The sequence below is a fragment of the Streptomyces millisiae genome, from assembly GCF_031845425.1.
Taxonomy (GTDB): domain Bacteria; phylum Actinomycetota; class Actinomycetes; order Streptomycetales; family Streptomycetaceae; genus Streptomyces; species Streptomyces millisiae.
Genome location: NZ_JAVREM010000010.1, coordinates 140100 through 147264, shown reverse-complemented (window position 1 = coordinate 147264; position 7165 = coordinate 140100). Strand labels below are relative to the sequence as shown.

General features: G+C 76.1%; 5 protein-coding genes. All 5 read right to left on the bottom strand.

Annotation, left to right across the window (positions count from 1 at the left end):
• Positions 1–130: 130 nt before the first annotated feature.
• The 5 genes from RNC47_RS12010 to RNC47_RS11990 all read right to left on the bottom strand — a co-directional run bounded on the left by RNC47_RS12010 (position 131) and on the right by RNC47_RS11990 (position 7145).
• Positions 131–1285 carry a glycerate kinase gene (locus tag RNC47_RS12010; protein ID WP_311598110.1) on the bottom strand — a complete coding sequence of 385 codons (1155 nt, stop codon included), beginning with the start codon at positions 1283–1285 and terminating at the stop codon, positions 131–133.
• A 148-nt stretch (positions 1286–1433) separates the two neighbouring features.
• Positions 1434–2861 carry a phytoene desaturase family protein gene (locus RNC47_RS12005; protein ID WP_311598108.1) on the bottom strand — a complete coding sequence of 476 codons (1428 nt, stop codon included), beginning with the start codon at positions 2859–2861 and terminating at the stop codon, positions 1434–1436.
• Between the two features lie 132 nt (positions 2862–2993).
• Complete coding sequence (locus RNC47_RS12000; protein ID WP_311598106.1) at positions 2994–3827, bottom strand: inositol monophosphatase family protein; 834 nt, start codon at positions 3825–3827, stop codon at positions 2994–2996.
• A gap of 43 nt (positions 3828–3870) precedes the next feature.
• Positions 3871–5202, bottom strand: coding sequence for a hypothetical protein (locus tag RNC47_RS11995; protein ID WP_311598104.1), 1332 nt, complete (start codon positions 5200–5202; stop codon positions 3871–3873).
• A gap of 143 nt (positions 5203–5345) precedes the next feature.
• The gene (locus RNC47_RS11990; protein WP_311598103.1) at positions 5346–7145 is read right to left on the bottom strand and encodes a gamma-glutamyltransferase family protein; all 1800 of its coding nucleotides are present in this window, start codon (positions 7143–7145) and stop codon (positions 5346–5348) included.
• Positions 7146–7165 lie beyond the last annotated feature (20 nt).

Below are 7165 nucleotides of genomic sequence, written 5' to 3'. Positions count from 1 at the left end.
GAAACGCCTGCGTCAGCACCCCGATCGCGATCCGGTCCGACAACCGCTCACCCGCAGGCACCCCGACCTGCCCCACCCTCGCCACACCGAAGACAACGAGACACAACTACCTAAGTCACCGGCATTGGGCCTAAGCCCTCGGCGCCAGCCGTTCCTCGGCCAGCCGACTGGCGACCCGCTCGAGCAGCGGGCCCGCCTCGGCGATGCAGCGGCGTGGGTCAGGCTCCAGGTCGGTCAGGGGGTAGGCGGCCTCGATGCCGGCGGCCCGCAGCGCCGGCTCGTCGATGGCGAGCCGGCCGCAGACCGCCACCACGGGCCGTCCCGCGGCCCTGGCGGCGGCGGCCACGCCGGCCGGCGCCTTGCCGTGCAGGGTCTGCTCGTCCAGCGAACCCTCGCCGGTGATCACCAACTCGGCCTGGGCCAGCGCCCGTTCGAAGCCCAGCAGCTCCAGCATGATCTCGATGCCGGGACGGAAGACGGCCCCCAGACCGATCAGCGCGCCGAAGCCGATGCCGCCGGCGGCGCCCGCGCCGGGCGCGGCGGCGTACTCGGCGGCCCGCGCGCCCTCGGTGCGCTCCAGCACCCGCGCGAAGTGGGCGAGCGCCGCGTCCAGCGCCTCCACGTCCATCGGGTCGGCGCCCTTCTGCGGCCCGTAGACGGCGGCGGCGCCGCGCGGCCCGGTCAGCGGGTTGTCCACGTCGCTGGCCAGCACGAACTCCGTGTCCTTCAGCCGCGGGTCGAGCCGGGACAGGTCCACGGTGGCCACCTCCCGCAGCGGGCCGCCGCCGTGCGGCAGCGGATCGCCGTCCTCGTCCAGCAGCCGGGCGCCGAGCGCCGTCAGCATGCCGGCGCCGCCGTCCGTGGTCGCCGAGCCGCCCACGCCCAGCACGACCGTGCGTGCCCCGGCGTCGAGGGCCGCCGTGATCAACTCGCCCGTGCCGTACGTGGTCGCGGTGAGCGGCGCGAAGGTGAACGGCGGCAGCAGCCGCAGCCCGGAGGCCTGCGCCATCTCGATCACGGCCGTGTCGCCGCGCAGCGCGAACGAGGCGTCGACCGGCAGCCCGAGCGGCCCGGTGACGGTCACCTCGCGTGGCGTGAAACCGCCGGCCACCGCCGCGTCCACGGTGCCGTCGCCGCCGTCGGCCACCGGCAGCGCCTCGACCACGACGCCCGGCCGGGCGGCGTGGATTCCGGCCGCCACGTGCTCGGCCACCTCGGCCGCGGTGAGCGATCCCTTGAACTTGTCAGCGGCGATCAGCACGCGCCCGGTCCCCGTGTCCGTCATCTCCGGCCCCTGTGGTCGTTGCGGTTGCGTTCGTTGCGGTTGCGTCGCGAATGGAACAGCCCAAGCGGCCCCGACCCTATCCGGCCACGCTGTCCCGATCCATGGCCGGTGGGTGCGACGAACGCCACCCCGGCGGTCAGCCGCCCGCTCAGCCGGGGGTGTTCATCCCCAGCCGCCGCCACACGGCCTTCGCCGCGTTGTGCCCCGACATGCCGTGCACGCCCGGCCCCGGCCAGGTGGCCTGGGAGCACAGGAAGACCGCCGGGTGCGGGGTGGAGTGCGGGGACCACGCCAGCCGTGGCCGGAACATGGTCTGCAGGCCGCGGAACGCGCCGCAGTTGATGTCGCCGTCCACGTAGTTGGCGTTCCGCCGGGCCAACTCCTTCGGCCCGGCCACCGCCCGGGCCAGCACCAGGTCGCGGAAGCCCGGCGCGAACCGGTCGAGCTGCCGCTCGATGGCCTCGGTCAGGTCGCCGTCCCAGCCGGCCGGCACATGGCCGTAGACCCACAGCACGTGCTTGCCCTCCGGGGCCCGACCCGGGTCGATCAGCGTCGGCTGCGAGGTGATCAGGAACGGTCGGTCCGGCGCCTGGCCGCGCACCGAGGCCGACCGCAGCGCCGTGGCGATCTCGCCGCTCGACGGGCCGATGTGCACGGTCCCGGCCCGCCACGCCTCGGATGCCGTCCACGGCATGGGGCCGTCCAGCGCGTAGTCGATCTTGAAGGCGGCGGCGCCGTACCGGAAGCCCCGGAACGCCCGCCCGAGGCCGGCGATCCTGGCCAGCGCCGAAGGCGAGGTGTCGAAGACGTAGGCCCGCGCCGGCGGCAGCTCGTCGAGCCGCCGCACCTCGACGCCGGTGTGGATGGTTCCGCCGAGGTCCCGCAGATAGGCGGCCAGCGCGTCGGAGATGGCCTGCGAGCCGCCCCGCGCGATCGGCCAGCCGCGCTCGTGCGCGGCCAACGCGAAGACCAGCGCGATGGCGCTGGTCGCCGGGGTGCTCGTCGGCGAGATCACGTGCGCCGCCAGGCCGGTCAGCAGCGCCCGCGCCCGGTCGTCCCGGAACCGTCTGGTCAGCCACGAGACCGGTGGCAGGCCCGTGAGGCCGAACCGGCCGAGCGTCACCGGGTCGCGCGGCAGCCCGTCCCACGGGACCTTGAGGAAGTCCCCGACCAGCGAGTCCCAGCGGCCGAGGTACGGCGCCACCAGGCGTCGGTAGGCACCCGCGTCCCGGGGTCCGAAGGAGGCCGCCGTCTCGCCGACCGAACGCGCCAGCACGGCGGCGGTCCCGTCGGGGAAGGGGTGGGCGAGCGGCAGTTCGGCGTGCAGCCAGCGCAGCCCGTACCGTTCGAGCGGCATCCGGGAGAACGCCGGCGAGCCGACGCCCATCGGATGCGCGGCGGAGCACGGGTCGTGCCGGAAGCCGGGGAGCGTCAACTCCTCGGTGCGGGCGCCGCCCCCGACGGTCTCCCTCGCCTCGAAGACCTCGACCGACATCCCGCGCCTGGCCAACTCCACGGCGGCTGTCAGCCCGTTGGGCCCGGCACCCACCACGACCACGTCACGCAACGTCGGCACTACGGCTCCCCTCACCGCTGAGGACCGGCCCGGTCGTCCGCCCGACCGGCCCCGGGGGACCGAGGATACGCGGCCGGCCGGGGCGCGGTTCGGGCGGCCGTGGCCATCGGCGCGGCGCCCGGCGGGCGGTCGTCAGGCGGCACCGCCCGGCGCCGAGCCGGTGAGGAGGGCGAGCACCCGGCGGGCCGTGGCCTCGTCCCTGGCCGCGGTGAACGGCAGGGCGTTGCCGCCGGCGATGTCGAACGGCCGGTCGGCGAGGGTCAGATGGCTGCCGCCCGCCTCGGTCACCAGCAGCAGGCCGGCCGCGTGGTCCCAGGCCAGCTCCCAGGAGAACGCCACGGCGTCCAGCAGGCCGCGCGCGATCGCCAGGTACTCCAGGCCGGCCGAGCCACAGGCCCGGGGCGCCACCCCGTCCGACCACAGCCCTGACAGGGCGCGCTTCTGGGCGTCCGTGGTGAAGTCCGGGTGCGAGGCCGCCACTTCGAGGACCTTGCCGGGGCGCGGCGCCCCGGCCCGCAGGGGACGGCCGTTGAGCGTGGCGCCGGCGCCCCGGCGGGCGTACGCCAGCTGCTCGCGTGCCGGCGCGTAGGTCCAGGAGGCCAGCGGCCGCCCCCGGTGCACCAGGGCGACCAGGACACAGAAGCCGGGCTCGCCGCGCACGAACTGCCGGGTGCCGTCGATCGGGTCGACGATCCACACCGGGGCGTCGCCGGCCAGCGCGCCGTAGACCGTGGGGTCCTCGTGGACCGCCTCCTCGCCCACCACCACCGAGCCCGGCAGCAGCCGCACCAGCTCCTCGGTCAGCCGGCGCTCGGCGGCGCGGTCGGCGACCGTCACCAGGTCGTGCGGCCCCGCCTTCACGGAGACCTCGTGCGCGGCCAGCCGGCGCCAGCGCGGCATCACCTCGTCGTCGGCGGCCGCCCGCACGGCCTTCTCCACCCTCGCCACCAGCTGCTCGTCAATCATGACCTCAGCTAAGCACGCGGCCGGTCACCCCCGTCACCTGGGCTTATGCGACACCCGCGCGGCGCAGCTCGCTGGTGATCGCGTAGTGGTGGCTGGGCGAGACGCGGCGGGCCGCGTCGAGCAGCAGCGGGGCCACCACCCGGGGGTCCTGGGTCGCGGCCCGCGCCGCCTCCTCCGCCGTCCTGGCCCGCACCAGCGCCGTCAGCAGCGTCACCGCCTCGTCCGCCCGGCCGGTCCTGGCCAGCTCGGCGGCGATCGTGCCGGCCTCGGCCGCCGGGCGGGCCGCGCCCTGGCGCAGCAGCTGCTCGCAGTCGCGATGCCGGCCGGAGGCGGCCAGCGCCTCGGCCACGGCCGCCAGCGGCCCGGGCGGCAGCGAGGCGGCCTCCCACAGCAGCGTCGCCGCGTCGGACGCCATCCCGGCCCGCTCCAACTCGGCCAGCAGTAACGGCATTCGGGAGGCGGGACCGCCGGCCGCCTCGGAGAGCAGCACGTGCGCCACCCCGCTCTGGCCGTCGGCGCGCAGCTTCCGCAGCCGCTCGACGGCGTCGAGCGCGAGCTGGTACTCCTCGGCGACGAGCCGCTCCTGGCGCTCCCGCGGCGACTCCGGCCGCGTCTCCTGTGACGGCCCCTGGCGCGCCTCCCGCCTGGACTCCCGCAGCGCGCCGGCGAACCGCGAGCCGCTCGGCAGCGGCGCGGCCGGCGGGGGCGCGGCCGTCGGCGGCCCGGCGGCCTGCCGGGGGACCCGCGGGGGCTCCGCCGGGGGCGGCGGCGCCTCCTCGATGCCGGCGAACCGCGCGCCCCCGGGCTTGCGCGCCGGCTTGCGCGGCGGCGTGGGCTCCGGCGACGCGGCCTCGGCCGCCCGCCGGTCCATCAGCGCCGCGAGCCGCGCCCGCAGCTCGGCCCGGCGCGCCACGACCCGCTCCTCGTCGTCCTGCGCCCACATCCGCAGCGCGGCGAGCCGCTCGGCCTCCCTGGCCTGCCCGGCCCGCTTCGCGTCGTCCTCGGCCACCACCAACTGCCGCTGCTGGGCCCGTAGTCGACGCTCCGAGCGATCCAGGTCGGCCAGCCGCCCGGTCAACGACTCGTGGGCGCCGGGCAACGCGTCCTGCGCCCTGGCGGCGGCCTCGTAGCCGCCGCGCAGCCGCCGGGCCGCGCTCTCCGCCGCCTCGGCGCCGTGCCGGGAGGCGAGATCCTGGAGGAGGTCCGCCACCGCGTCCCACGGCGGCAGCGCGCGCCCCGCCAACCACTCCGTCAACTCGGGTCCGCTGCGCCGCGCGAAGGCGGCGAACCAGCCGGACTCCGGATCGAGAGTCTCCGTGACCCTCCGCAGTGCCGCCGTGAACTCGGCAAGCCGAGCGGTCAGTTCCTGAGCCATGGGGACACCTGCCATGCCGGTAACTGAAGCCAAGCCATGTTACGACTTCTGTTTCCGAACGGCTACGGGGAGTTTTCGACCTTCTCTTTTCGGTCTTCGCCCGTTGTCGAATCCGTGTCGAACGCGCCAGCGACCCCCGTTGCTCAACGACCGACGGCGTAACCTTGCATCCCCCTCGGGTTGGCCGCCGCCGACAGCGTCCCGGACTCCGGGTCGCGGGCCACCGCGCAGAGCCGCCCGACCGACCAGGGCTCGGCCACCGCCACCAGATGTCCGCGGCGCCGCAGTTCGGCCACGGTCGCCTCGCCGAACCTGCCCTCGACGGTGACGCTCCCCGGCTGGGTTCCGCGCGGGTAGAACGAGCTGGGGAAGCTGTCCTGGTGCCAGTTGGGCGCGTCGATCGCGCCCTGCAGGTCGAGGCCGCCGCGCACCGCGGGGCGCAGCGCCGCGGCGAGGAAGAAGTGCAGCTGCCACTGGTCCTGCTGGTCGCCGCCCGGTGTGCCGAAGGCCAGCACCGGCTCCCCGCCGCGCAGCGCCAGCGAGGGGCTGAGCGTGGTGCGCGGCCGCCGCCCCGGCGTGAGCGAGGAGGGCAGTCCCTCCTCCAGCCAGGTCATCTGGAGCCGGGTGCCGAGCGGGAAGCCGAGCCCCGGGATGACCGGGCTCGACTGCAGCCAGCCGCCGCTCGGCGTGGCGCTCACCATGTTGCCCCAGCGGTCCACCACGTCCACGTGGCAGGTGTCGCCCCTGGTCTCCCCGGTGCGCGCCACCGTCGGCTCGCCGACCCCGGAGATCGCGCCCGGCGCCTGCGGCAGCTCGTCGGCCGTCCGGCCGGCGAGCGCGCTGAGCCCGGGGGTCCGCCCACCCGGGCTGCCGGGCCGCAGCTCGTGCGAGGCCGACGCGCCGATCAACGCCCGCCGCTCCGCGTTGTACCCGGCCGACAGCAGCTCGTCCAGCGGCACCGGCGCGGCATCGCCGTACCAGGCCTCCCGATCCGCCATAGCAAGCTTGCTCCCCTCGATGAGGGTGTGCAGGTACTCCGGCGTTCCGTACGTGTCGGCGTCGATCCCGTCGTCGAGCAGCGCGAGCTGCTGCGGCAGCACCGGCCCCTGGCTCCAGGGCCCGGCCTTGCACACCGTCCAGCCGCGCCACTCGTAGCGCACCGGCTCCTCGTAGCCGGCCGACCAGCCGGCCAGGTCCTCGCCGGTCAGCACCCCGGCGTGCCGCTCGCCCGAGGAGTCCATGGCCGGGGTGGCCGCGTGCGCCGCGATCGCCTCGCCGATGAAGCCCTCGCGCCACACCCGCCGGGCGGCGTCGATCCTGCCCTCCCGGCTGCCGGTCGTCGCGCCCGCCTCCCGCAGCACCCGGCACCAGGTGGCCGCGAGCGCCGGATTGCGCAACAGCGCGCCGGGTGCCGGCGAGCGCCCCCCGGGCAGGTAGATCTCGGCCGAGGAGGTCCACTCGGTCTCGAACAGCTCGCGCACGCTCTCCACCGCGGCCCCGATCCGCTCCACCGCCGGGTGGCCGTGCTCCGCGTAGCCGATGGCATAGGCCAGCACCTCGGCGAGCTCGAAGGTGCCGTGGTCGCGCAGCAGCGTCAGCCAGGCGTCGAACGCGCCGGGCACCACGGCGGCCAGCGGCCCGGTGCCGGGCACCAGGTCGAGCCCGAGCCCCCGGTAGTGCTCGATGGTGGCCCCCGCCGGCGCGGGCCCCTGCCCGCACAGCACCCGCACCTCGCCACCCGCCGGCGCCAGGATGATCGGCACGTCCCCCGCCGGCCCGTTGAGGTGCGGCTCCACGACATGCAGCACGAACCCGGCGGTCACCGCCGCGTCGAAGGCGTTGCCGCCCCGCTCCAGTACGGCCATCGCCGACTGGGAGGCGAGCCAGTGGGTGCTGGAGACCATGCCGAAGGTGCCCTGCAGGGTGGGACGCGTGGTGAACATGCGGCGGAGCATATGCTTTT